This is a genomic window from Frigoribacterium sp. R86507, assembly GCF_044597695.1.
GTDB lineage: Bacteria > Actinomycetota > Actinomycetes > Actinomycetales > Microbacteriaceae > Frigoribacterium.
On record NZ_CP139002.1, the window covers coordinates 418,785 to 441,388 of the forward strand.

Below are 22,604 nucleotides of genomic sequence, written 5' to 3' on the forward strand. Positions count from 1 at the left end.
CCGTGGCGACCATCCGCATCGGAACCCGGGGCAGCGCGCTGGCCGTCGCGCAGTCGACCACCGTCGCCGACCGCATCGCGGCTGCGACCGGCAACGACGTCGAACTCGTCCGCATCAAGACCGAGGGTGATCGGTCGCAGGGCACCGGTGAGTCGCTGGCGTCCCTCGGGGGCACCGGCGTGTTCGCCAGTGCCCTGCGCGAGGCGCTCCTCGCAGACGAGTGCGACGCGCTCGTGCACTCCCTCAAAGACCTGCCGACCGCAACGCACCCCGGTCTCGTCATCGGGGCGACTCCCGGTCGCGCGGACGCTCGCGACGCCCTCTGCGCCCGTGACGGGCTGACCCTCGAGGGACTGCCCGAGGGTGCTCGCGTCGGCACGGGGTCGCCGCGCCGTGCCGCCCAGCTGCTCTCGCGACGCCCCGACCTCGAGGTCGTCGACATCCGCGGCAACGTCGACACGCGGCTCGGCCGCGTCGGCGTCGACCTCGACGCGGTCCTGCTCAGCGCGGCCGGGCTCGGCCGGCTGGGACGCCTCGACGCCGCGACCGAACTGCTGGGGCTCGGCTTCTGGCCCAGCGCGCCGGGCCAGGGCTCGTTGGCCGTCGAGGTCCGCGAAGGCGACCCCGACGAGGCGCTCGCTCGCGGTCTGGCCGCCATCGAAGACGAAGAGACCCGTCTCGTGGTGACGGCCGAGCGGGCCGTGCTGGCCGGCCTCGAGGCCGGGTGCGCGGCACCCGTCGGTGCCAGCGCCGTCGTCGACGCCGGGTTGCTGTTGCTCAGCGCGACCGTGTACAGCCCCGACGGCAGCCGGCGCCTCAGCTCGTCGCACGCCGTCTCCCTCGACGACGGCCCGCTCGTCGCGCGCCTCGCCGACGTCCACGAGGTCGCCGGCCGTGTGGTCGACGAACTGCTCGACTCCGGCGCGGCCGAGTTCGCCCCGTTGGGCGGCGGACCGTCCGGCGGTGACCCCCTGGGCAGCGCCTCGTGACCGTCGACAAGCCGCTCAAGGGCGTCCGCGTCCTGGTGCCGCGCGGCGGCAAGTGGGGCGACGGGGTCGCGGCCTCCCTCCGGTCGCGCGGTGCCGCGCCGGTCATCGCCCCCCTCATCAACTTCGCCCCGGCCGAGACGCCCGAGCTGCTCGCCGCCGCCCTTGCCCGCCTCGAGTCCGGCGTCTACGAGTGGCTCGTCGTCACGAGTGCCACGACGGTCGACGTCCTGGTCGGCAACGGCATCCGGCCCCCGGCGTCGACCCGGGTCGCCGCGGTCGGCGAGACCACCGCGGCCGCTCTGAGCCTGGCGGGCATCCGCGTCGACTTCGTCCCCGAGGGCGACAACTCGGCCCGCGGGCTCGTGAAGGAGTGGCCGGCCGACGAGGTCACCGGTCGCGTGCTCGTGCCGCAGTCCGACCTGGCCGAGCCGACGCTCGTCGCCGGGCTGTCGGCCCGCGGGTTCGACGCCGAGTTCGTCTCGGCTTACCGCACGGTCGGCGTGCCCGTCTCGACCGAGGTGCGCGACGGCGTCGCCGACGGCTCGATCGGCGTGCTGCTCGTGACCTCGGGCAGCGTGGCCCGTCAGATCGCCGCCCAGCTGGCGCCCCTGCCGCCGGCGACCCTCGTCGCGTGCATCGGCCCGCGCACCGCCTTCGACGCCCGTGCCGCGGGACTGCCCGTGCACCTGATCGCCGAGACCCGATCGGCGGCCGCCCTCGTCGAGGCCGTGGTGGACCACGCCCTCGACGGCCCGTCCGCCGGAACGACCCCCACCGAGAAGGACTGATGTCTGACTTTCCCCGCGTGCGGCCCCGCCGCCTGCGCGCCACCCCTGCCCTGCGTCGTCTGACGGCCGAGACCCGCCTGCACCCCGCCGATCTCGTCCTGCCGATGTTCGTCCGCGAGGGCATCGACGAGCCGTCCCCGATCTCGTCCATGCCGGGCGTCGTCCACCACAGCCTGTCGAGCCTTCCCCGGGCGATCGAGCAGGCCGCCGAGGCCGGCGTCGGCGGAGTCATGCTCTTCGGCGTGCCCCTCGAGAAGGACGCCGTCGGATCGGGCGCGACCGACCCCGAGGGCATCCTCAACGTGGCCACCCGCGTGGCGGTCGACGCCGCCCAGGGTGCGCTGGTCGTCCAGACCGACCTCTGCCTCGACGAGTTCACCGACCACGGTCACTGCGGCGTGCTCGCCGCCGACGGTTCGGTCGACAACGACGCCACCCTCGTCCGCTACGACGAGATGGCGGTCGTCCAGGCCGAAGCCGGCTCGCAGTTGATCGGCATGAGCGGCATGATGGACGGCCAGATCGGTTCGGCCCGGGACGCGCTCGATGAGGCCGGCTTCGGTGGGACGGCGCTGCTCGCCTACGCCGCCAAGTACGCGTCGGCCTTCTACGGCCCCTTCCGCGAGGCCGTTCAGTCGACCCTCGTCGGCGACCGCCGTACCTACCAGATGGACGCCGCGAACGGGCGCGAGGGCCTCCGCGAGGTCGACCTCGACATCGCCGAGGGTGCCGACGTCGTCATGGTCAAGCCGGCCATGAGCTACCTCGACGTCCTCGCCGAGACCGCCGCGACCAGCACGGTGCCGGTCTGGGCGTACCAGATCAGCGGTGAGTACGCGATGATCCACGCGGCCGCCGCGAACGGCTGGATCGACCTCGACGCCGCGTCCTACGAGAGCGTCCTCTCGATCAAGCGGGCGGGGGCGGACGCGATCCTGACGTACTGGGCCACCGAACTGGCCACGCGCCTCCAGAAAGAGCGATTCTGATGACCGAGCAGAGCAACGACACCTACTTCACCCGGGCCAAGCGGTCCATCCCGGGCGGCGTCAACTCGCCCGTCCGCGCGTACGGCTCCGTCGGCGGGACGCCACGGTTCCTCGTGGGTGCCAAGGGTGCGTACGTCACCGACGCCGAGGGGCGCGACTACGTCGACCTCGTCGCCTCGTGGGGCCCCGCGATCCTCGGGCACACGCACCCCGAGGTGCTCGAGGCCGTTCAGCAGGCGGCCGCGCGCGGCCTGTCGTTCGGGGCGTCGACCCCGGCCGAGACCGAACTCGCCGAGCTGGTCCGTGAACGCGTCGCCGTCGGCGACCAGCGTCCGATCGGCAAGCTGCGCATGGTGTCCACCGGCACCGAGGCGACCATGACGGCCATCCGTCTCGCCCGCGGCTACACCGGTCGTGACCTGCTCGTGAAGTTCGCCGGGCATTACCACGGTCACTCCGACTCGCTGCTGGCCGAGGCCGGCTCGGGCGTCGCCACGCTGTCGATGCCCGGCTCGGCCGGCATCACGGCCGAGACCGCGGCCCAGACGCTCGTCCTGCCCTACAACGACCTCGACGCCGTGCGCGCGGCCTTCGACGAGCACGGCCCGCGCATCGCGGCCGTCATCGTCGAGGCGGCCGCCGCGAACATGGGTGTGCTCGCGCCGCAGCGCGGCTTCAACCGCAGCCTGTCCGAGATCACGCGACGCCACGGCTCGCTGCTGATCGTCGACGAGGTGCTCACCGGCTTCCGGGTCGGTCGGGCCGGCTGGTGGGGCCTCGAGGCGTCGCAGGTCGTGCCCGACGGTGCCGGGTGGGAGCCCGACCTCATCACCTTCGGCAAGGTCATCGGCGGGGGCATGCCGCTGGCGGCCCTGGGCGGACGCGCCGAGGTGATGGACTTCCTCGCTCCGCTGGGGCCGGTCTACCAGGCGGGCACGCTCAGCGGCAACCCCGTGGCCGTCGCCGCCGGCATCGCCACGCTGAGGCTCGCGACTCCCGAGGTCTACGCCCGGCTCGACACCGTCGCCGACCAGCTGTCCGCCGGCGTCTCGGCCGCCTTGTCCGCCGAGGGGGTCGGGCACAGCGTCCAGCGCGCCGGGTCGCTCTTCTCGTTCGCCTTCACGCCGACGGCCCCGAACGACTACGACGACGTCCGGGCCCAGCAGACCTGGCGCTATCCGCCGTTCTTCCACGCCATGCTCGACGCCGGGGTCAACCTGCCGCCGTCGGTGTTCGAGGCGTGGTTCGTCACGGCGGCCCACGACGACGACGTGGTGTCGCGCATCCTCGACGCCGTACCCGCAGCGGCCAAGGCCGCAGCGGCCGCCCAGGCGCCCCACTAGTCCGCGCGAGCGCGCGTCGCGCCTCCGTTCCGGCTCGCCGGGGGCTCGGCCTGCTCTGCGTGCCGAGTTCGCCCTGCCCGTCACTCTGGGCTTGGCCTGCTCCGCCGCACCCCGCCACGATGTAAACAACCCGCCACATCATTTCTTGGCGGGTTGTTTACATCGTGGCGGGGTGGCGGGGTGGCGGGGTGGCGGGGTGGCCGGCTGGCCGGGTGGGCCGGCGGCGGGCGCTCCGGCAGCGGCTACGCGTGGCGCCGTGATGCACCGGGCGGCTCAGCGGCGGCGCACTAGTCCTCGTCCACCCGGGGTCAGCGGCGGCGGGCGCGGGCCGACCAGCGACCGTCGGCCCGACCGATGACGAGCGGGTGGTCGAACGCGCCCGACACGAGGTCGGACGTCAGCACCTCGTCGGCCGGGCCGGTGGCGAAGACCTCGCCGTCGCGCAGCAGCAGGGCGTGCGACGTGCTGCTCGGCAGGTCTTCGAGGTGGTGCGTCACGGTGACCGAGGCCATCCCGGGGTGGGCCGTGCGCAGCTCGTCGACGGTGTCCAGCAGGTGTTCCCGCGCCGCGACGTCGAGCCCCGTCGCCGGTTCGTCGAGCAGCAGCAGGGCCGGCTCCGAGACCAGGGCGCGAGCGATCAGTGCCCGACCGCGTTCGCCCTGGGACAGCACGCTCCACCGTGCCGCGAGGCGGGACGAGAGGCCGACGCTCGCGACGAGGTCGACGACCCGCGCCTCCTGATCGTCGGTGGGCGCCCAGCGGGGCACCGGGTCGCTGCTGCCCGTGACGCCGGTCAGCACGACCTCGCGCACGGTGTTGTCGCCCACCATGCGGTGGCGGGGATCGACGTGGCCGATGTGGCGGCGCAGCTCGCTCAGCTCGACGCGTCCGAGGCGGCGGCCGAGGACGTCGACCGTGCCCGCCGTCGGATGGCCGAGCGCACCGCACAACGTCATCAGCGTGGTCTTGCCGGCTCCGTTGGGGCCGATCAGCGCCCAGTGCTGGCCGGCGTCGACGCGCAACGACACGTCGTGCAGCAGATCACGACCGCCCCGGGTCACCCGCGCGTCGACGACGTCGAGGACGGGCGGCACCGGGGCGGCCGCGAGGGGAGCTGAGGTCACGCGCGGTAGACGCCCGCCTCGCGCACCTGGTCGAACAGGCCCTGCAGGCGCGCGGGCTGCTCGCGCACGGCGGCGGCCGCCGCCTCGGCGTCGTCCGCCTTGACGGCGTCACGGAAGGCCACGGTGAAGGCGTGAGCCTGGGGGTAGTCGAAGATGCCGTTGGCCGACGGGCGACGCAGCAACAGCAGGAGGCGCGGGCCGGTGTTCGACCACAGTCGCGTCAGCGATTCGCTGTCGGCCGCGGCCAGCAGGATCTCGTTGGCCCGCACGAGGCCCGCGATGTCTTCTTCTTTCTTCGCCTTGAAGGCCTTGGCCCGGGTGTCGAGCAGACCGACGACCTCGGCACGCTGGGCCTTGTCGAGCTTGGGTACGGCGCGCTCGACGAACAGCGACCAGACGGCGTAACCCACGTCGACGGTGTCGACGAACTCGTCGTACGAGGGGTCGACGATGCGCGTGTAGCGGTTGGCCTCGATGTCGACCAGGGCCTGGTCGGCGAGCTTGGCGATGGCCTCGCGGACGGGTGTGCGGGAGACGCCGAGCCAGGCGACCAGCTGGTCGTCGTTCAGACGTTCGCCGAACTCGAGGGTGCCGTCGATGATCGCGGCGAACATCTTGTCGTAGACGACGTCGCGCAGCAGGCGGCGGGGAGCGGGAGTCTGGTCGTCGTTCTGGGGGATCGGCATCGGGGGCCTCCGTCGTGTGTGCGGATGGGTGGCGACGGTCGACGGTGCGGGACACCGCGGTCGGTCGGGTTCGTCGACCCGGCCCTGAACCGGTCGCCGACATGTCGAGCATAAACCCGTGGGCTGAGTACGTATGGGTGATCCGGAGTTCTAGATTCGCGATCCGCCGACGCGCACGACCGTCCGGCCCCGGGTCCGACCCGCCAGGATCGCCTCGCCGGCGTCCACCACGTCGGCGAGGGCGACCTCGTCGGTCATCGAGTCGAGCAGGTCGAGGTCGAGGTCTCGCGCCAGTCTGTCCCAGGCGCGCTGCCGCAGCTCGAGGGGCGCCTCCACCGAGTTCACGCCGGCCAGGGTCACGCCCCGCAGGATGAAGGGCAGCACCGTCGTCGGCAGGTCGGCCCCCTGGGCGAGCCCGCACGCCGTCACGGTGCCGCCCCACCGGGTCTGGGCCAGGACGGTGGCGAGGGTGTGGCTGCCGACCGAGTCGACGCCGCCGGCCCAGCGGGCCCGCTGCATCGGCTTGCCCGCGCCGGACAGCTCGTCGCGGTCGATCAGGGTGGAGGCCCCGAGCGAGCGGAGGTAGTCGCCCTGCTCGGCGACGCGACCCGAGGAGGCGCTGACCGAGTACCCGAGGCGGCTCAGCACCGCGATCGCCACCGACCCGACGCCTCCGGCCGCCCCGGTCACCACGACGTCGCCGTCGTCGGGGCCGACGTCGCGCTCGAGCCGGAGGACGCTGAGCATCGCCGTGAAACCCGCCGTGCCGATGGCGGCGGCGCGCCGGCCGTCGATGCCGCGGGGGAGCAGCACGGCGCTGTCGGGGTCGATCACGACCCGTTCGGCGAAGCCGCCGGGCTTCGTCTCGCCGTGGCCGGCACCGTTGACGAGCACCTCGTCGCCCGGTGCGAAGCGCGACGAGCCCGAGGAGGCCACGACGCCGACCAGGTCGATGCCGGGCACCAGTGGGTCGACGCGGGCCACCCCGGGGTCGCCGCGCAGGGCGAGCCCGTCCTTGTAGTTGACGCCGGACCAGGTGACGTCGACGACGACGTCACCCGGCCCGGCGACCGGTTCGTCGAGCTCTCTCAGCTCGGCGGTCCTGCCCTTCTCGACCACGATCGCACGCATGCGACCGAGGCTACGCGGGCGCGATCAGGCGAGGCCAGGGGCGGTCAGGCGCGATCGACGGGGCCGGACGCCCCGGCCTTGCCCCCGAGGAAGCCGCCCAGCGCGCTGACGAGGTCGAGCCCCGTCGTGGCCTTCACGACGTCCTGCAGCTGCGTCATGTTGTTGGCAACGGACTTGGTCAGCTCGTTGGCGCCGTCGGTCGACACCACCGTCAGGGCGTCGATGTTGCCCATCGGGGCCGCCATCTCGCGGGCGATCTCGGGCAGGCGCGAGATGACCTGCGACGCGAGCGCCGCCTGGCCGAACTTGCCCTGCGCCTCGGCCAGGGCGTCGACCGCCTCGGCCTCGGCGAGACCCTTGGCCTTGATGGCCGCGGCCTCGGCCCGACCGGCGGCCTCGACCGCCGCGGCCTCGTTCTCGGCCGCGTTGCGGGCGGCGTCGGCGAGCTGGGTGCGGCGGAACGCCTCGGCCTCGACGGCGGCGTTGGCCGCGTCGCGCTCGGCCTCGGCGTTCTGCACGGACGCGTAGGCCGCGGCCTCGGCGGGCTGACGGACCTCGATGTTGAGTCGCTCCTGGTTGACCTTGGCCTGCTCGGCGACGGCGATGCTCTCTTGTTCGGCGACCAGCTTGTCTTGCATGGCGCGGGCGAGCTCACCGGCGGCGGCGGCCTCGGCCTGTGCCCGGTCGGTCTCGGCCTTGATCTGGGCCTGGCGCACGTCGAGCTGCAGCTGGCGCTCGGCCGTCTGCTGGGTGTTGCCGATGCGGGCCAGGGCCGCGATGCGCTCGGCCTCGGCCTCGGCGACATCGGCGTTCTGCTTGGCGACGGCGGCCTCGGCACGCCCGCGGTCGGCCAGGTACGTGCTGCCCGGCGTCTCGATCTCGCGGATGTTCATCGTCTCGATCTGGAGGCCCAGCTCGGCGAGCTCGCCCTTCGTCTCGTTCACGGCGTCGGCCGCGAGGCGCGAGAAGTTCTTGACCAGGTCGTCGACCGGCTGGCCGCCGATGAGACCGCGGATCGAACCCTCGAGCGACTGCTGCACGATGACGGGCAGCTGCTGCTGCTGCAGCAGGTAGCGCTGAGCGGCGCGACGCACCCCGTCTTCGGTGCCGGTCACCTTGAAGTTGACCGTCGCCTTGACCGCGGTGCGGATGTAGTTGGCGTCGATCGCCTGCACCTCGACCGGGGTCTGGTACTGCTCGAGCGACAGCTTGAAGCCCTCTTGGAAGATCGGCCACACGAAGGTGCGGCCACCGATGATGACCTTCTGCGGGCTGGAGATGCCCCCGCCCTCGGAGCGTTCGGCACCACGGCCGACCACGATCAGCGCCTCGTTCGGCGGGACGCGCCGGACGCGGCTGGCGACGAACGACAGCAGGGCGAGCACGATGACGACGGCGACGACGATGGCGACGACGCTGACGTTGGAGGAGATGAAGTCCACAGGGCTTCCTTTCAGTTGGTCCGGGGATCACGTGACGCGGAGGCCTCGTCGGCGTCGAGCGCCTCGACCTGCACGCGCGGGCCGTTCTCGGCCACGACGCGGACGCGGACGCCGCGCTCGATGCGTGCGTCACTGGTCGCGAGCCGACGCTCGAGCTCGCGGACGTCGTCGAGCCGCACCTCGCCGCCGGCCGGGCCGGTGGCCTCGGTCGTGACGCCGACGAACCCGACGGGCGACCAGTGGCCGCCGCTCTCGCGGCGCGTCACGCGGCGGACGACGAGCTGGATCAGCACGAGGGCGACGAGCGCCATGCCGACGGCGACCGCGTACGTCCACCCCGCCGCGAGGTCGGTCTGCGACGTGACGACCCCGGCGAGCCCGAAGATGGCCAAGGCCGCGCCCAGGGCGACGCCCGACACGAGCCCGTCACCGACGTCGAAGACGTCGAGCAGGTCGCCCACGACGATGCTGACGAGCAGGAGCAGGAGTCCGATCGCCCCCACCACGATGAACGTGATCATGTGCCGAGCCTGTCAGAGTCCGGCCGGTCGCACATCGCCTGTGCGACGGACCCGGGGTGACGACGAGGCGGTCGGCCCTGGGGACGAGCCGACGAAGGGCCCACGGGGACCCCGCCCGCGACCTGCGCGCCCGTGCCCACGACCTGCCCGCCCGTGCCCACGACCTGGCCGCCCCCGCTCGCGCTTCCGTCAACCGAAGAGGATCGCGGCCTCGTCGTAGCGGTTCTGCGGGACGACCTTGAGGCTGTCGAGGGCCTCCTCGAACGAGACGTGGACGATCTCGGTGCCTCGCAGGGCGACCATGCGACCCCAGCGTCCCTCGACCACCGCGTCGCTCGCCGCCATGCCGAGTCGCGTGGCGAGCACTCGGTCGTAGGACGTGGGCGTTCCGCCGCGTTGGATGTGCCCCAGCGTCGTGGCGCGGGTCTCGATGCCCGTGCGCTCCTCGATGACGGGGGCGAGGCGCTCGCCGATGCCACCGAGGCGCGGGCGGCCGAAGGCGTCCAGGCCACGCTCGGAGTGCACGTCGCTCTCGTGGTCGGGCACGAAGCCCTCGGCGACGACCACCAGCGGTGCGCGCCCCCGGTCGTAGGCCGACTGCACCCACTCGACGATCTGGTCCATGCTCGTCGCCTGCTCGGGGATGAGGATCGCGTGGGCCCCCGCGGCCATGCCCGAGTGCAGGGCGATCCACCCCACGTGCCGGCCCATCACCTCGGCGACCATGCACCGGCTGTGCGAGTCGCCCGTGGTGCGCAGGCGGTCCATGGCGTCGGTGGCGATCTGGACCGCGGTGTCGAAGCCGAAGGTGTAGTCGGTCGCCCCCAGGTCGTTGTCGACGGTCTTGGGCACGCCGACGATCTTGAGCCCGGCGTCCGTCAGGCGCTTGGCCGCGGCCAGGGTGCCCTCTCCGCCGATGGCGACCATGGCGTCGATGCCGAAGCGCTCCATGTTCTCGGCGATGCGGTCGACGCCGCCGTCGCCCTCGAACGGGTTCGTGCGACTCGTCCCGAGGATCGTGCCGCCCTGCTTGGCGATGCCCTGGATCTCTTTGCGGGTGAGGGGCATCACGTCGCCGTCGACGACGCCGCGCCAGCCGTCGCGGAAACCGACGAATTCTTGTCCGTGGATCTGCGTGCCCTTGAGCACGGCGCCGCGGATGACCGCGTTGAGACCGGGGCAGTCGCCACCGCTGGTGAGGATTCCGATTCGCATCGAGGGGCTCCATCGCATCGAAGGGCCCGATCGACGGGCCGAGGTCGAGACCCATCATGGACCACGAGGAGGCGCGACACCTGTCCACGGGGCCGGTCGCCGCCCGGCCCGGTCGCGCAGGCGGCCGTACTACCCTCGCCTGCATGAGCAACGAGCAGCCGGGGCGTCCTCCGTCGCCGTGGGCACGCTTCGCCCGGCCTGCGCCGACCGAGCCCGACCGGGGCGAGTTCCCGTTCGGCCCCCCTCGGCCGGTGCACCCCGAGACGGCCGCGGCCGACCACGGCTGGCCGCTCGACCACTCCGGTGCCCCGCAGCAGCCCGTCGCTCAGCAGCCGTTCTTCCCCCAGCCGGTCGGGCAGCAGCCCGCCGTCCAGCAGACGGCCGCGCTCACGTGGGACTCCGACGGTCGTCAGGTCTGGTCGCCGGCGCCCGGGGCCGCACCCGCCGCCGGGTCCGCGATCGACGCCCGGCCCGAGAACGCCGGCCTCGGCTCGTACTTCTTCCCCGCCGACGACGACTGGTCGTCGGCGCCGCCCCGCACCGACGACGAGGGCCGTGGTCTCGCGATCGCTTCGATCGTCTTCGGAGTCTTCTTCGCGCCCCTCGGCCTGGTCTTCGGCATCGTGGCCGCGCGACGCGCCCGGGCCGCCGGCCGACCGGCCACCCTCGCCCTGACCGGCATGGTGATCGCCTCGATCGTCATCGTCCTGAGCCTCGCGTACGCCATCGCGGCGCTCGACTACTTCTCGCAACTCGCGACGGCCTGCGCCCAGCTCGGCCCGGGCGACTACGTGAACGGTGACGGCCAGACCGTCACCTGCGGCTGACCCGGCCGGCCACCGTTCGGCATCGGCCACCGCCGGGCACCGGGCGCGGGCTGTCGGGGGCGCAGGCCGTCCCGCACGACCCGCGCCGCGCCTCCTCGGCTAGAGCGAGACGGTGCCGGTGTCGGCGACGTTCTTCGGGTGCCCACCGGTGACGGCCGCTTTGGCGTACTTGAAGAGGGTGACGGCCTTCGGCTCGTTGCTGATCCAGTACTCGGCGGTGTCGACGTCGACCTCGAGCAGGGCGACGCTCGGGTCGTCGCGGCCCTGGTCGAACCAGGCCTCGGCGCCGGTCGTCCACAGCTCGTCGACGAGCGCGGAGTCCTTGACGATCGACGCCCTGCCCGCCAGCGACAGGTAGCCCTTGCCGGTCTCGACGGCGACGTTCACCTGGGGGTGCGCCTTGACGTCGTCGACCTTCGGAGAGGGGTCGCGGGTGAAGAAGTACACCTTGCCGTCGAAGTCGCGGTCGACGATCGCGAGGGGTCGGCTCACGAGGTGACCGTGGCTGCTCTGTGTGGTGAGGATGCCGATGCGGCCCGCGTCGAGGACCTCGCCGATCTTCTTGGTGTCGTTGGTCTCAGTCATGCCGGGGACCCTACGCCGGAGGCTCGTCGGCGGTCACAGCGCCGGAGGCTCGTCGGCGGTCACCGCACCGGAGATCCGCCGGCGGTCACCACCGAGGAGGCGCGGTGCCGGTCGCAGGTCACGTCGCCTCGTGCACCGCACCCCTCGCAGGCGACCAGTTGCTCCCGGCACTGCACGTCGACGCAGTTCTGCATGCGGCTGGTCGCGGTGCCGCAGACCTCGCAGCGACCGATCACGGCCGCGTGGTCGCTGAACTCGACCGAGCCGCGACCGTCGAAGACGTAGAGCGAACCGTCCCACAGGCCGTCGTCGCCGAAGCGCTCGCCGTACCGCACGACACCGCCGTCGAGCTGGTACACCCGCGAGAAGCCGCGGGCCGTCATCAGCGACGAGAGCACCTCGCAGCGCACCCCGCCCGTGCAGTACGTGACGACGGGCTCGTCCTTGAGATGGTCGTACCGCCCGCTGTCGAGTTCGGCCACGAAGTCGCGGGTGGTGGCCACGTCGGGCACCACGGCCCCTCGGAACCGGCCGATGCGCGACTCGTACTCGTTGCGTCCGTCGAAGAAGGTGACCTGCTCGCGGTCGACGAGGTCGTGCAGCTCGTCGGGGGAGAGGCGCTCGCCCGTCCCCACCACGCCGGACCCGTCGACCTCGAGCTCGCCGGGAGCGCCGAACGTCACGATCTCGTCGCGCACCTTGACCGACAGGCGGGGGAAGTCGTCGCCGGTGCCCTCGCTCCACTTGACGTCGAGCTGGGCGAAGGCGGGATGCTGTCGGGTCTTCTTGAGCCACCGTTTGACGTCGGGCAGGTCGCCGCCGAGCGTGCCGTTGACCCCGTGACGAGAGACGAGCACGCGTCCGCGGAGGTCGAGGGACTCTGCGAGGTCGCGCTGCCAGAGACGGACGGCCTCGGGGTCGGCCAGCGGGGTGAACGCGTAGAACAGCACGATTTTCGGGGTGGCCATCCCGGCAGTCTAGTTTTCGGCCCCACTGCTCGACGCACAGGGCATGAATGCCTTATTGTCTTCACTGGCATATCTGACACCAGCAGAGAGGCGCCGATGCCCGTCCCCACCCCCGCCCGTCCGGTCATCCCCCGTCGCCTGCACAAGGACGCCGTCTACGACCATCTCGTCGAGGCCGTCCTCGACGGCACCCTCCGGCCCGGTGAACGACTCCGCGACGCCGACTGCGAGGACTGGCTGGGGGTCTCGCGCACGCCGATCCGCATCGCCATCGCGAAGCTCGAGCACGTCCAGCTGGTCGAATCGATCGGTGGCCGGTCGAGCTTCGTCGTGGTCCCCCGGCGCGAGACCTCCCTCGACCTCCTCTCGAGCGGGTGCGCCCTGCTCGCTGCCGCCCACGACTCACTCCCGGGCGGCCCGCGAGATCACGAACGGGTCGAGATCGCCGAGGGTCTGCGGGCCGTGGCGGACGCCTGCGTCACGGGTCCGACGAGCCCTGCGGCGACCGCCGCCGGCGCCGTCGCCGACTCGTGGGACGACCTGTGGTCCGTGGTCGCCGGGCTGCGGGCGAGCGGACTCGCCGCCCGTCACGCGCGTCGCCTCGGTCTGCCGCTCCGCCATCATCTGCGAGAGCTCTCGTCGTCCGACCTCGTCCGGGTGGCGGATCTCGCCTCCGACGCGGCCCGCCACCTCGAGGAGGGCGACCCCCTCGACTTCACCCCCGGCCTCGTGCGGTCGGTCGCGTCCCTGTGCGGGCTCGTCGACCGAGCCGACGTGGTCCCCGGCGGCCGGGATGCCTCGAGGCCGGTCGGTGGGTCCCGTCCCCGAGCGGCACCCCTCGCCGACGGCGATCAGCGCCTGCACGACCTGCCGGTGCGCCGTCGCCTCAGTGACGACGTCCACGACCTCGTCCTCAGGGCCGTCCTCGACGGCACCTTGGCTCCCGACGAGAGACTCGTCGACGCCGAGCTCATCGCCTGGCTCGGCGTCTCGAGGACGCCGATCCGCCACGCCCTCGAACGGCTCGACGAGACGGGTCTCGTCGAGCTCGCCCCGAACCGGTACACCCGCATCGCCCGGCCCGACGCGGCGGAGGTCGTGGCGGCCCGCGAGCTGTACGCGGGCCTGGTGTCGTGGTCGGCCGATCTCGCGTCGGCTGCCGGGGGCGGTGACGCCGACGCCCTCGCGGCCGTACGGCGACTCGACGCCGTCGTCGGGCGAGCAGAGGGTCGCGCGATGACGCTGTCGACCCTGTCGATCCTGGCCCCGGTGATCAGGCGGGCGGTCTCGGCCGGCCGGTCCCGGGCTCTCTCGCACGAGCTCGACGTCCTCGAGCCGCGCCTCGCCCACGGTGCTGTGTCGTGCCGGTTCGAGCTGCCGCCGGGTTCGTGGCGGTCGTTCTCCCGTGCCGTCGCGGGCGCCGCCCCGGGCGCCGACGGCGGGGTCGGCCCGGCCGTCGCCGCGTTCGTGCGCTCACTGCGCCCACCGGCCGACCGAGCGCTCCGCGCTGTCGGGGGCAGCGTCTAGCATCGCGACATGGACCAGGTCGAGATCGCCGTGACCGACTCCGACGCCGGCCCCGACGGCGGTGTGCCCTCAGCCGCCGGGTCGCCGGCCGTCCGGCTGGGCACGGTGTACTCGTCGGCCCGGCCGGTCGACGTCCGAGCGACGCTCCGACCTCTCAGCCGTGGCTCGGGCGACCCGGCCTTCCGGGTCGTCGGCGACTCCACGTGGCTCGCACTGCGCACGCCGACCGGTGAGGCGACGCTGTGCGTGTCGGCGAGTCGCGCCTCCTCGTCCGTCCGCGCCGACGCGTGGGGGCCGGGTGCGGCCTGGGCGGTCGAACACGTGCCCGAACTGCTCGGCCGGGGTGACGACTGGTCGGGGCTCGACGTCACGACCAACGCGTTCCTCGCCGACGCTCGTCGGCGGCAGCCGGGGCTTCGCCTCACCCGCACCGAGCTCGTGCTGCAGGCCCTCGTCCCGGCGATCCTCGAGCAGAAGGTGACGAGCGTCGAGGCCTGGCGCGCGTGGCGACAGCTCGTGCGTCGCCACGGCACGCCGGCCCCCGGTCCGGCGCCCGAGGGGCTCGTCGTCCCGCCGGACGCCCAGGGCTGGCGTCGCATCCCGAGCTGGGAGTGGCACCGGGCCGGTGTCGGTCCCCAGCGGTCGGCGACCGTCATGAGGGTCTGCGCGGTGGCACCCGCACTCGAGCGCACGCTCGCCGTCGGTCGGGGTGGCGACGAGGTCGCGACGCGCCTCCGGTCGATCCCCGGCGTGGGCGTCTGGACCGCCGCCGAGACGACCCAGCGTGCCCACGGCGACCCCGACAGCCCCAGCGTGGGCGACTACCACCTCCCCGCCGTGGTCGGGTGGGCGCTCATCGGTCGTCCCGTCGACGACGACGGCATGCTCGAGCTGCTCGAGCCGTGGCGTGGCCACCGTGAACGCGTCATGCGGCTGATCACGGGCAGCGGGTTCTCGAAGCCGAGGTTCGGCCCGCGCATGACCATCCAGGACCACCGCTCCCACTGACGCGGTCGCCGGCCGAGGTCACCGCGCCTCCGCGACCGGACGCCGAGGAGGCGCGGGTCAGCCCTGCGGGTCGGGCGACGCGTCCGTGCCGATCGCCTCGAGCACGCGCCCCGAGAACGCCTGGACGACCTCGGCGTCCGCCCCGAGCACGTCCGCGAAGTACCTCTTGATCGCGGCCGTGTGGCCCCGGGTCGCGGCGAGCATGGCCCGGCGGCCGTCAGGCGTCAGCTCGACCCAGGTGCCGCGCGCATCGGACGCGCACTCGGTGCGGCGCACCAGCCCACGGCGCTCCATGCGGGTGACCTGGTGGCTGACCCGGCTCTTCTCCCAGCCGATCTGCTCGGCGATGTCGCGCACGCGCGAGCGTCGGTCGCTGCTCCGGCCCAGGCCGACGAGGATCTCGTACTCGGGGGCGGAGACGCCCGAATCGCTCTGCAGGCGGACTTCGAGGGCACGGTCGAGCCGTCGTCTCATGACGTAGAAGGAGTCCCAGACGACCCACTCCTCGTCGGTGAGTTCGTCGGCCATTCGCCCAGTGTAGGGACGGTGGCGCGGCATATCCTCGACCCATGTCCGATGTGCACGCCGACGAAGTCACGCAGCAGACCGTCGAGACGGCCCGCCGCTGGTGGGACGCCGCGCGTGCCGTCCCCGTGCAGGGCCCGGCCGCCCGTCTGACCGAGGTGTTGCGCGACCCCCGCGGGCTCGACTTCGCCCGCGAATTCGCCGACCGCGTCGTCCGACCCGAAGACGACCGGGCGGCCGCGTCCGCACTCGACTCGCTCAGCCGACGCACGCCGGCCCTGCTGCCCTGGCACCTGCGGGCGGCGATCTCGTTCGGCGGGGGCTTCGGCCCGCTCGCACCCAAACCGATCATGCCGGTCGCGCGGCGGACGCTGCGCCACATGGTGGGGCACCTGCTCGTCGACGCGCCACCCGAGAAGCTCACGCAGGCCCTCGCCGGCCTGCGGGGCGACGGCGTCAGGCTCGACCTGACCGCCTGGGGGCCCGTGGTGTCGGGCCCGACACAGGCCGAGCGGCGCGTCGCCGCGGTCCGAGCCCTGATCGAGCGGCCCGACGTCGAGCGCGTCACGACGACCGTCCGCGAGCTCGTCGGCCCGACCTCGCCCTGGTCCTTCGACGAGACGAGCGACCTGGCCGAGTCGAGGCTCGGGCCCCTGCTCGAGCTCGCGGCGTCGACGGGCACCCTCCTCACCCTCGGCGTCGACCGGCACGCCGACGTCGACCTGACGATCGACGTCTTCACGCGATTGCTCGACCGACCCGGGTTCGAGTCCGTCACGGCGGGCATCGTCGTCCAGTCGTACGTCCCCGAGGCACTCGACTCGCTGCGGCTGCTCACCGACTGGGCCCGGGACCGTGTCGACCGGGGCGGCGTCCCGATCTCGGTCCGGCTGGTCAAGGGCGGGTCACGTCGTGACGAGATCGTCGACGCCCGCCTGCACGACTGGCCCGTCGTCACCTTCGAGGCCAAGCACGAGACCGACGCCAGCCACCTCCGGCTGGTCGAGTTCGCCCTGAGGCCCGAGAACGCCGCGGTCGCCCGGGTCGGACTCGCCGGGCACGACGTCTTCGACCTGGCCCATGCCGTCACGGTCGCCCGTCGCCACGGCACCGACCACCTGCTCGACGTCGAGATGTGGCTGGGGTCCGCGCCCGGTCTCGCCGAGGTCGTCCGCTCCGAGCTCGGTTCGCTCGTCCTCCAGGCGCCGGTGATCGTCTCCGGCGAGTTCGACTCCGCCGTGCGACACCTGGTGGGCCGGCTGGACGCGCTCGCCGACCCCGAGGGATTCCTCTCGAGCACCCTCGACGTCGACCACGAGGCCGCGTTCGCCCGCGAGGCGCGTCGGCACGACCGCGCCGTCGCGACCGCGGCCGAGCTGCCCACCGTGCCCCGGCGGCGACGAGACCGGTCCGGGCCGCTCGACGAAGGCCCCGACCACGTCGTCGACTTCGTGGCCGAGGCCGACACCGATCCCTCGCTCGACGGCAACCGCCGGTGGGCCCGGGGCGTGCTCGGGCGCGCCCGTCGGTCGACCGCCGGCGTCGAGACCGCCGACGCGGCCCCCTCCCTCGGGCTCGCGTCCTCGGGGGGCGCAGCCCTCGACGACGCGACCCTCGAGGCGCTGGTGACCCGCGCCTCCTCGGCCGGGGCGGCCTGGGGCGGCCAAGAGCCCGAGACCCGCGCCGAACTGCTCGACCTCGCGGGCCGCGAGCTCGCCCTGCGGCGCTCGCGCCTCGTCGAGGTGTCCGTCAGCGAGTCCGGCTCGACCCTGTCCGAGGCCGACCACGAGGTCGGCGCGGCCGTCGACTCGGCCCACCGGCTGGCTGTCCTGACCCGCGACCTCGCGACCGTCGACACGGCCGAGCACCGGCCCCCGCGGCTGACGGTCGTCGTGCCCGACCTCGTCACACCCGTCGCCAGCACGGTCGAGGGGGTGCTCGCGGCGTTCGGCGCCGGCAGTGCGGTCGTCGTCCACCTGCCCCCCGGTCGGCGGCGGGCGGTCGCCGTCGTCGCGGAAGCGCTCTGGGCGGTCGGCGTCCCCGACTCGCTCCTGGCCCTGGTCGTCGCCGACGACCCCGACCACGAACGGGCCCTGCTGACGCACCCCGTGGTCGACCGGGTGGTCGCCCACGCGCCGATCGAGACGGCCGTCGGCCTCCGCGACGTGCGCCCGGACCTCGACCTCGCCGTGCGGACCCGGGGGGTCACCTCGCTCGTCGTCACCCCCTCGGCCGACCTCGAGCTCGCCGCCGCCGACGTCGTCGCGAGCGTCGTGGACCACGCCGGCCGCGGCCACGGCGCGCTCGACCTCGTGCTCGCCGTCGGTTCCGTGGGTCACGGCGAGACGTTCCGTCGCCTGCTGCGCGAGGCCTTCGAGGCGGTCGTCGTCGGTCCCGCCGACGACGTCGCCACCGTGATGGGGCCGCTCGCCTCCGCCCCGACCGGGTCCGAGCTCGACGTCCTGACCGTGCTCGGCCCCGGCGAGTCGTGGCTGCTCGAGCCGCGTCCCCTCGACGCGACCGGGGCCCTCTGCTCGCCGGGCGTGCGCAACGGCGTCGACCCCCGGGGTGCCTTCGCCTCGAGCACGCACGGGGTCCCCGTCGTCGGCCTCGTCACCGTCGAGACCCTCGCCGAGGCGGTCGCGGTGCAGAACGCCGAGAACGGCGGCGACGTGGCGGGTCTGCACTCCCTCGACGTCGACGAGATCGACGAGTGGCTGCACACCGTGCGGGCGGGTGACCTCGTCGTCGGCGGTCCGACGACGGGTGCGCGCGTGCGCCGCAGGCCCACCGGCGGGTGGGGTCGACGGTCGATCGGTCGGGGCCTCAAGCCCGGTGGCCCGAACGCCCTGATCGGCCAGGGGGCCTGGCGCCACCGTCCCCACGACCCGCGCCCCTCGTTGCGCCTGCACGACGTGTCCGAGGGGGTCACACGCCTGGTCGACGCGGCCCGACCCACCTTGTCGTTCGAGCAGTTCGACTCGCTCCGCACGGCCGTCGAGAGCGACCAGCGCGCCTGGCAGTCCGAGTTCGGGCTGGCCCGCGACGTCACCGGCCTCGTGGTCGAGCGCAACGTGCTGCGCTACCGACCGCACCCCGTGACGGTCCGACTCTCCTCCGGGGCCGATCCGTCGGCGCTCGTCCGGCTCGTCGCCGCCGGTGCGCGGGCAGGGTCGACCCTGGCCGTCAGCTCGGCCGTGCCGTTGCCGGCGGGTCTCGTGCACCTGTGGCGCGCCTCCTCGTCCCCGGTGCGCGTGCGCGACGTCGTGGTCGAGAGCGACGAGGCGTTCGTCGCGCGGGCCGCGGCGGGGGCCTTGCAGGGCGCCGCGGCCGAGACGGCGGGTCCGGACGTGCTCGACCTGCTGGCCGAGGCCGCCGGGGGCGAGCGGGCCTCCACCGACGGGGGGAGGGTCGACGACTCGAGACCGGCCCCGTCACCCGAGGCGGTCGCCGCCTACCGCGGCCTGCGCATCCGGATGATCGGCGGAGACCCCGCCGCGCTTGCCCGGGCGCTGCAGGGCAGCCCCGACGTGACGATCTTCTCGGGCGAGGTGACCGAAGAGGGGCGGATCGAGTTGCTGACGTTCGTGCGTGAGCAGTCCGTCTCGCTGACGGCGCACCGGTACGGCCGCCTCGACCCCGCGCTGGCCGACCTGCGGCTCTGACCGCGACCGGCCGCTCACGGCCCGCCGTCGGCCCGCCACCGGGCGCTGTCAGGCCGAGCGGCGGCTGATGAGTTTCGACAGCACGATCGCGCTGCGCGTGTGGTCGACGTTCGGGGCGTTGCGCACGCGTTCGAGGGCTTCCTCGAGCGACGGGATGTCGCGGCTGCGCATGTGGACGATGGCGTCGGCGCTGCCGGTCACCGTGCCGGCGTCGACGACCTCGGGCACCGTGCCGAGGATGCGTTGCAGTTCTTGGGGCGAGACGGTGCCGCGGCAGAACAGCTCGACGTAGGCCTCGGTGCCGAGCCCGTCGACGGCGGGGTCGACCTGCACGGTGAACCCCTTGATCACCCCGTCGGCGACGAGGCGGTCGACGCGGCGTTTGACCGCTGAGGCACTGAGGCCGACCGAGGCGCCGATGTCGCCGTACCCGGCACGGGCGTTCTGGCGCAGGAGGTCGATGATGCCGTAGTCGAGATTGTCCACGAGGGCATGGTACGCGGGAAAACTGCACCGAAGCTGACAAATACGCAAGAATATTGCGTGAGAGCCCGGCCTCGTGCGCGCCTGCGATGTGACACTGATCCGGTGAGCCTGACGATCGAACCCTCCGACCTGCCCGACGCGACCGCCCGACGGGACGCCGCCCGTGTGGCGAGCCACCGGACCATCTTGATGTGCCGACCGGAGCACTTCACCGTCAGCTACAAGATCAACCCGTGGATGGACCCCACCCAGCCGACCGACACCTCGTTGGCGCTGGCCCAGTGGCAGACCCTCTACGACACCTATGTCGGCCTCGGATTCGACGTCGAGCTTATCGACCCCGAAGAGGGCCTGCCGGACATGGTCTACGCGGCCAACGGCGGCTTCGTCCTCGACGGCGTCGCGTACGGGGCGCGCTTCACCTACCCCGAGCGTCAGGCCGAGGGCCCGGCCTACATGCGGTGGTTCGCCGCGGCCGGCTTCGAGGTGGCCGAACCCGCCGAGACCAACGAGGGCGAGGGGGACTTCCTGTTGGTCGGCGACGTCATCCTGGCCGGCACGGGCTTCCGCAGCGACTCGAGTTCGCACGACGAGATCGGTCGCGTCTTCGGGCGCGAGGTCGTCAGCCTCACCCTGGTGAACCCGAGCTTCTACCACCTGGACACCGCCATCGCCGTGCTCGACCCCGAGCCGGTGGACGGCCGTCACACCATCGCGTACCTCGAGAGTGCCTTCGACGACGCCTCGCTCGCGATCCTGCGGCAGCGCTTCCCCGACGCGATCCTCGTCAGCGAGGAGGACGCGGCCATCCTCGGGCTCAACTCGTACTCCGACGGTCACAACGTCGTGATCGCCGCCCGGGCGACCGGCTTCGAGCGTCAGCTGCGCGAGCGCGGCTACAACCCGATCGGCGTCGACCTCTCCGAGCTGCTGCTCGGCGGCGGCGGCGTCAAGTGCTGCACCCTCGAGCTGCGTCGCTGAGCGTCAGGCCGGCGGTCGCGCGAAGAGGTAGACGACGCTGCGTCCGGTGCGGTGCTCCTGCCGGATCTCGTACCCCTCGTCGCGCAGCTGGCGCAGGTCGTCCTCGCTGAGGACGTCGACCGAGAGCCGGGCGATCCACAGGCGGTCGACCGACGACAGTCGGTCGGCCAGATCGACGGCGTCGTCCTCGTCGTCGAGGCGCAGGGTGACGTCCGAGTACGAGCCCGACGGCAGCCCCGACCGGACGAAGGCGACGTCGTCGAGCCCGGCGAAGCGCTCCGGGTAGGCGTAGATCGCCTGGCGGGGTCGCGTCGACACGGTGCCGGTCGCGTCGAGCAGGAACGCGTCGCCCGGGCGGGCCTGGCTCTCGATGTAGCTCGAGAGCTGGGAGAGGTCGCTGCCGCCCCCCTTGCCGGTCGGCAGCCGCTGCAGAACGTAGGTCGGGACCGAGGCCGCCACCAACAGGGCGACGAGGGCGATGCTGATCCAGCGCCGCCGGAAGCCGGTGACGGCGACCGCCAGCAGCAGGCACATGCCCGGTGCCGAGAAGGTCACCAGTCTCGACGTGTACACGGGCGACAGGACGAGCCCCAGCGCGAGCAGCAGCCCGGCGGGCAGCGCGACCCAGAGCGCGCCGAGCAACACGACGCTGCCCGGCGTCCGTGAGCGGTCGCGGAGGCGGGTGCCGAGCAGGATGAGCAGGACCGCCGACACGACGGCGAACGCCAGGCCCGTGACGAACCACGGTTCGACCAGGACCGTCCACCAGGTGACGTCGGCACCCGTCGACGGGTCGGCCACCCCCAGGAGGCGCGAGCGCTCGGCGAGGACCGTCCCGATGACCGGCGAGGTCACGAACAGGGCCGCCCCGGTCGAGACGGACCAGCCGAGGAGGCGGTGGCGGGCTCCCCGACGTCGGCGCTGTGCCGGCGCCAACAGCAGGAAGACGCCGTGCACCACGATGATCAGGCCGAGGGGGACGAAGGTCGCGATCGACCCGGCGAGGACCGCGCCGTACCCAATCCACCAGCGTCGGCGGTGACGCCGGGAGGCCACGAGCAGCAGCACGGTCACCCAGACGGCCAGGGCGGCCGTGAGCGCGTAGGGGCGCGCCTCGGCGGCCTCGAGCGTGAAGCGGGGCAGAACCGCGAAGACCGCGGCGGCCAGCAGGGCGGTGCGCCGGGTCGTCAGCATGCGCGTCAGGACGAGCACCCCGGCGGCCCCGGCCCCGACGAAGACGGCCGACGGGAACCGCGTGGCCACCTCGGCCTCGCCGAAGGCGCCGACCCAGAAGTGCATGAGGAGGTAGTAGACGGTGTGCACCGCGTCACGCTGGTGGACGAAGGCCAGCAACTCGCCGAGGGGAAGGCGTGCCACCTGCAGCGTCGTCGCCTCGTCGCTCCAGTACGAGGGCACCCAGCTGAAGGCGGCTCCGAGCAGGAGGGCCGCGAGGCCGGCGACGAGCGGGTCGAGCCAGCGGCTACGGAGGGAGACGACCGCGGGGTCGTGCCCGATGCTCACGCGGCCGTCCCGCAGTGCCGACTCACGGCTGCGCCGCAACGCCGACTCACGGCTGCGCCGTTAAACGAGTCAGGCCCCGCCTGAGCGGGGCCTTCTGTGGCTGGACACGGCATCGATCCGTGGACCTTTCGATTTTCAGTCGAACGCTCTACCAACTGAGCTACCCAGCCGTGAGGGCCCGAAGCCCCCAGGCGATGAACTCGCCTTGGCGACCCTGACCGGACTTGAACCGGCGACCTCCGCCGTGACAGGGCGGCGCGCTAACCAACTGCGCTACAGGGCC

General features: G+C 73.1%; 20 protein-coding genes and 2 tRNA genes. 9 read left to right on the forward strand and 13 right to left on the reverse strand.

From position 1 onward, the window contains the following. Window positions 1–2 precede the first annotated feature (2 nt). From hemC to hemL, 4 genes are read left to right on the forward strand one after another with little or no spacing between them, the layout of a single operon-like run. Window positions 3–989 carry a hydroxymethylbilane synthase gene (gene hemC / locus SJY14_RS02085; protein WP_071257393.1) on the forward strand — a complete coding sequence of 329 codons (987 nt, stop codon included), beginning with the start codon at window positions 3–5 and terminating at the stop codon, window positions 987–989. Continuing rightward, window positions 986–1,777: a uroporphyrinogen-III synthase gene (locus SJY14_RS02090; RefSeq protein WP_071257391.1), complete on the forward strand. Its 792-nt coding sequence runs from the start codon at window positions 986–988 to the stop codon at window positions 1,775–1,777. The genes hemC and SJY14_RS02090 overlap by 4 nt, the downstream gene beginning before the upstream one ends. Beyond that, on the forward strand, window positions 1,777–2,766 hold the full coding sequence (gene hemB / locus SJY14_RS02095; protein WP_055975645.1) for a porphobilinogen synthase: 990 nt from the start codon (window positions 1,777–1,779) through the stop codon (window positions 2,764–2,766). The genes SJY14_RS02090 and hemB overlap by 1 nt, the downstream gene beginning before the upstream one ends. Continuing rightward, window positions 2,766–4,109 (forward strand): glutamate-1-semialdehyde 2,1-aminomutase, encoded by a 1,344-nt coding sequence (gene hemL / locus SJY14_RS02100; protein ID WP_396599647.1) that lies wholly within the window; start codon window positions 2,766–2,768, stop codon window positions 4,107–4,109. Before hemB ends, hemL begins: the two co-directional genes overlap by 1 nt. 308 nt (window positions 4,110–4,417) lie before the next feature. Here the strand turns inward: hemL and SJY14_RS02105 are convergent, their stop codons facing one another. The 6 genes from SJY14_RS02105 to SJY14_RS02130 all read right to left on the reverse strand — a co-directional run bounded on the left by SJY14_RS02105 (window position 4,418) and on the right by SJY14_RS02130 (window position 10,228). Next, window positions 4,418–5,233: an ABC transporter ATP-binding protein gene (locus SJY14_RS02105; RefSeq protein ID WP_396599648.1), complete on the reverse strand. Its 816-nt coding sequence runs from the start codon at window positions 5,231–5,233 to the stop codon at window positions 4,418–4,420. After that, on the reverse strand, window positions 5,230–5,919 hold the full coding sequence (locus tag SJY14_RS02110) for a GntR family transcriptional regulator (RefSeq protein WP_396599649.1): 690 nt from the start codon (window positions 5,917–5,919) through the stop codon (window positions 5,230–5,232). The genes SJY14_RS02105 and SJY14_RS02110 overlap by 4 nt, the downstream gene beginning before the upstream one ends. A gap of 150 nt (window positions 5,920–6,069) precedes the next feature. Continuing rightward, on the reverse strand, window positions 6,070–7,050 hold the full coding sequence (locus tag SJY14_RS02115; RefSeq protein ID WP_071256008.1) for an MDR family oxidoreductase: 981 nt from the start codon (window positions 7,048–7,050) through the stop codon (window positions 6,070–6,072). A 44-nt stretch (window positions 7,051–7,094) separates the two neighbouring features. Then, window positions 7,095–8,492, reverse strand: coding sequence for an SPFH domain-containing protein (locus tag SJY14_RS02120; RefSeq protein ID WP_055975635.1), 1,398 nt, complete (start codon window positions 8,490–8,492; stop codon window positions 7,095–7,097). A gap of 11 nt (window positions 8,493–8,503) precedes the next feature. Then, window positions 8,504–9,013: an NfeD family protein gene (locus SJY14_RS02125; protein WP_396599650.1), complete on the reverse strand. Its 510-nt coding sequence runs from the start codon at window positions 9,011–9,013 to the stop codon at window positions 8,504–8,506. 189 nt (window positions 9,014–9,202) lie between these two features. Beyond that, entirely contained in the window at window positions 9,203–10,228 is a 1,026-nt protein-coding gene (locus SJY14_RS02130) for a 6-phosphofructokinase (protein WP_056260133.1), read from the reverse strand. 143 nt (window positions 10,229–10,371) lie between these two features. Here SJY14_RS02130 and SJY14_RS02135 point away from each other — a divergent pair, with 143 nt between their 5' ends. After that, window positions 10,372–11,055 carry a hypothetical protein gene (locus tag SJY14_RS02135; RefSeq protein WP_396599651.1) on the forward strand — a complete coding sequence of 228 codons (684 nt, stop codon included), beginning with the start codon at window positions 10,372–10,374 and terminating at the stop codon, window positions 11,053–11,055. Window positions 11,056–11,154: 99 nt separating this feature from the next. Here the strand turns inward: SJY14_RS02135 and SJY14_RS02140 are convergent, their stop codons facing one another. Continuing rightward, the gene (locus SJY14_RS02140) at window positions 11,155–11,640 is read right to left on the reverse strand and encodes a pyridoxamine 5'-phosphate oxidase family protein (RefSeq protein ID WP_396599652.1); all 486 of its coding nucleotides are present in this window, start codon (window positions 11,638–11,640) and stop codon (window positions 11,155–11,157) included. 59 nt (window positions 11,641–11,699) lie between these two features. Next, window positions 11,700–12,608, reverse strand: a complete 909-nt coding sequence (locus SJY14_RS02145; protein ID WP_396599653.1) for a rhodanese-related sulfurtransferase — start codon at window positions 12,606–12,608, stop codon at window positions 11,700–11,702. Between the two features lie 96 nt (window positions 12,609–12,704). Here SJY14_RS02145 and SJY14_RS02150 point away from each other — a divergent pair, with 96 nt between their 5' ends. Together SJY14_RS02150 and SJY14_RS02155 are read left to right on the forward strand one after the other, a co-directional pair. Beyond that, a complete protein-coding gene (locus SJY14_RS02150) occupies window positions 12,705–14,135 on the forward strand; it encodes a GntR family transcriptional regulator (RefSeq protein ID WP_396599654.1) in 1,431 nt (476 codons plus the stop codon). Between the two features lie 9 nt (window positions 14,136–14,144). Then, window positions 14,145–15,143, forward strand: coding sequence for a DNA-3-methyladenine glycosylase family protein (locus tag SJY14_RS02155; protein WP_396599655.1), 999 nt, complete (start codon window positions 14,145–14,147; stop codon window positions 15,141–15,143). Window positions 15,144–15,200: 57 nt separating this feature from the next. Here the strand turns inward: SJY14_RS02155 and SJY14_RS02160 are convergent, their stop codons facing one another. Then, entirely contained in the window at window positions 15,201–15,671 is a 471-nt protein-coding gene (locus SJY14_RS02160) for a MarR family winged helix-turn-helix transcriptional regulator (RefSeq protein WP_071256014.1), read from the reverse strand. A gap of 41 nt (window positions 15,672–15,712) precedes the next feature. Between SJY14_RS02160 and SJY14_RS02165 the strand changes: the two genes are divergently transcribed. Then, complete coding sequence (locus SJY14_RS02165; RefSeq protein WP_396599656.1) at window positions 15,713–19,333, forward strand: proline dehydrogenase family protein; 3,621 nt, start codon at window positions 15,713–15,715, stop codon at window positions 19,331–19,333. Between the two features lie 48 nt (window positions 19,334–19,381). Here the strand turns inward: SJY14_RS02165 and SJY14_RS02170 are convergent, their stop codons facing one another. Beyond that, window positions 19,382–19,819, reverse strand: coding sequence for an Lrp/AsnC family transcriptional regulator (locus SJY14_RS02170; protein ID WP_043593232.1), 438 nt, complete (start codon window positions 19,817–19,819; stop codon window positions 19,382–19,384). Between the two features lie 102 nt (window positions 19,820–19,921). Between SJY14_RS02170 and ddaH the strand changes: the two genes are divergently transcribed. Further along, a complete protein-coding gene (ddaH, locus tag SJY14_RS02175) occupies window positions 19,922–20,800 on the forward strand; it encodes a dimethylargininase (protein WP_369825306.1) in 879 nt (292 codons plus the stop codon). A gap of 3 nt (window positions 20,801–20,803) precedes the next feature. Here ddaH and SJY14_RS02180 read toward each other — a convergent pair whose 3' ends face one another. From SJY14_RS02180 to SJY14_RS02190, 3 genes are all read right to left on the reverse strand, one after another. After that, on the reverse strand, window positions 20,804–22,321 hold the full coding sequence (locus tag SJY14_RS02180) for a glycosyltransferase family 39 protein (protein WP_396599657.1): 1,518 nt from the start codon (window positions 22,319–22,321) through the stop codon (window positions 20,804–20,806). Window positions 22,322–22,418: 97 nt separating this feature from the next. Then, a tRNA-Phe gene (locus SJY14_RS02185) sits at window positions 22,419–22,491 on the reverse strand. Between the two features lie 36 nt (window positions 22,492–22,527). Further along, window positions 22,528–22,604: transfer RNA gene (locus tag SJY14_RS02190), tRNA-Asp, on the reverse strand.

Coding starts and splice junctions, on each gene's coding strand:
- hemB (WP_055975645.1), top strand. CDS start 1,777: ATGTCTGACTTTCCCCGCGTGCGGCCCCGCCGCCTGCGCGCCACCCCT.
- SJY14_RS02125 (WP_396599650.1), bottom strand. CDS start 9,013: ATGATCACGTTCATCGTGGTGGGGGCGATCGGACTCCTGCTCCTGCTC.
- SJY14_RS02135 (WP_396599651.1), top strand. CDS start 10,372: ATGAGCAACGAGCAGCCGGGGCGTCCTCCGTCGCCGTGGGCACGCTTC.
- SJY14_RS02140 (WP_396599652.1), bottom strand. CDS start 11,640: ATGACTGAGACCAACGACACCAAGAAGATCGGCGAGGTCCTCGACGCG.
- SJY14_RS02160 (WP_071256014.1), bottom strand. CDS start 15,671: ATGGCCGACGAACTCACCGACGAGGAGTGGGTCGTCTGGGACTCCTTC.
- SJY14_RS02130 (WP_056260133.1), bottom strand. CDS start 10,228: ATGCGAATCGGAATCCTCACCAGCGGTGGCGACTGCCCCGGTCTCAAC.
- SJY14_RS02150 (WP_396599654.1), top strand. CDS start 12,705: ATGCCCGTCCCCACCCCCGCCCGTCCGGTCATCCCCCGTCGCCTGCAC.
- SJY14_RS02155 (WP_396599655.1), top strand. CDS start 14,145: ATGGACCAGGTCGAGATCGCCGTGACCGACTCCGACGCCGGCCCCGAC.
- SJY14_RS02115 (WP_071256008.1), bottom strand. CDS start 7,050: ATGCGTGCGATCGTGGTCGAGAAGGGCAGGACCGCCGAGCTGAGAGAG.
- SJY14_RS02165 (WP_396599656.1), top strand. CDS start 15,713: ATGTCCGATGTGCACGCCGACGAAGTCACGCAGCAGACCGTCGAGACG.
- hemL (WP_396599647.1), top strand. CDS start 2,766: ATGACCGAGCAGAGCAACGACACCTACTTCACCCGGGCCAAGCGGTCC.
- SJY14_RS02110 (WP_396599649.1), bottom strand. CDS start 5,919: ATGCCGATCCCCCAGAACGACGACCAGACTCCCGCTCCCCGCCGCCTG.
- SJY14_RS02145 (WP_396599653.1), bottom strand. CDS start 12,608: ATGGCCACCCCGAAAATCGTGCTGTTCTACGCGTTCACCCCGCTGGCC.